This is a genomic window from Mycobacterium sp. E2699 (assembly GCF_001666745.1).
Taxonomy (GTDB): domain Bacteria; phylum Actinomycetota; class Actinomycetes; order Mycobacteriales; family Mycobacteriaceae; genus Mycobacterium.
On record NZ_LZJH01000043.1, the window covers coordinates 1 to 1,316 of the forward strand.

Below are 1,316 nucleotides of genomic sequence, written 5' to 3' on the forward strand. Positions count from 1 at the left end.
GCGAAAACGATAAACGTCTGGGTGAGAAGGTTTTCCAGGAACCACCCGGTGTGAAACGCCACCTCGCCGGCGTGCAGGATGCCGAGCATGAATCCGAAGGTCAAGAAGTCGAACAGCGAGTTGATGGGCCCGAACGTCAGCATGAACCTGCGGATGAAGGCGACGTTCCAGTGCGCCGGCGCATCGCGTTGCTCCTCATCGACGCGGTCGGTGGGGATCGCCAACTGCGAGGCATCGTAGAGCAGGTTGCCCAGCAGGATCTGGCTGGGCAGCATCGGCAGAAACGGCAAGAACGCCGACGCGGCGGCGGCGCTGAAGGTGTTGCCGAAATTGCTCGATGTGCCCATGAACACGTACTTGATGGTATTGGCGAAAATCCTTCTGCCCGTGGCCACCCCGGTGGCCAGCACCCCCAGGTCCTTTTCCAGCAAGACCACGTCGGCCGCGTCCTTGGCCACGTCGGTGGCGCTGTTGACGGAGATGCCCACGTCCGCGGCGTGCAGGGCCAACGCGTCGTTGACGCCGTCGCCGAGGAAGCCGACCGATCGCCCGTTGCGGCGCAGCGCGGTGATCAGCCGCGCCTTCTGCTCGGGGGAGATGCGCGCGAAGATGGTGTGGTTTTGCGCGGCGTCGACGAACCCGTCGTCGTCGAGGGGTTCCAGCTCGGCGCCGGTGAGAGTGCCCTTGGACGCCAAACCCAGGTCATTGCAGACCTTTTCGGCGACCCGCGGATTGTCGCCGGTGGCGATCTTGAGCTCGATGCCCAGTTCGGCCAGCTGTGCCAGCGACTGGCGCGCCGCGGGTTTGGGTTCGTCGGCGAAGACCAGAAAGCCGGCCAGCGTGAGGTCGTGTTCGTCGTCGGCGGTGAGCTCCGTCAGCTCGGCGGCCGGGCGGGTGGCGACGGCGACCACCCGCCGTCCGGCGGCGAACAAGTCCGCCAGGGTCGCATCCGCGGCCGCCGGCGTCCCGTCGCACCGGTCCAGGACCTGTTCGGGGGCGCCCTTGACGACGAGGAGGCGGTTGCCGTCGTCGTCGACCAACACCGACGTCGCGCGCCGCTCGTGGTCGAACGGCAGCAGCGCGACGCGGCGCACCGCGCCGCCCACCAGTTGCTGTGGCTGCGGGGAGTCCCACAGCGCGGCGTCGAGCGGATTGGCGCTCACCACACCGGATTCCGGGTCGACGTCGGTGGCCAGCAACCCGAGCCGCCGGACCGGCTCGGCCGGCGCACCGGCCGGATCGACCGCGCCGACCAGGCGGATGCGGCCCTCCGTCAGCGTGCCGGTCTTGTCGGTGATCAGGATGTCGATGTCGCC

At 68.2% G+C, this 1,316-nt stretch carries 1 protein-coding gene; it reads right to left on the reverse strand.

Annotated features, from left to right (window positions below; genetic code table 11):
- The coding region (locus A5696_RS29100; protein ID WP_156738223.1) for an HAD-IC family P-type ATPase at positions 1 to 1,316 on the reverse strand (1,316 nt) is incomplete at both ends.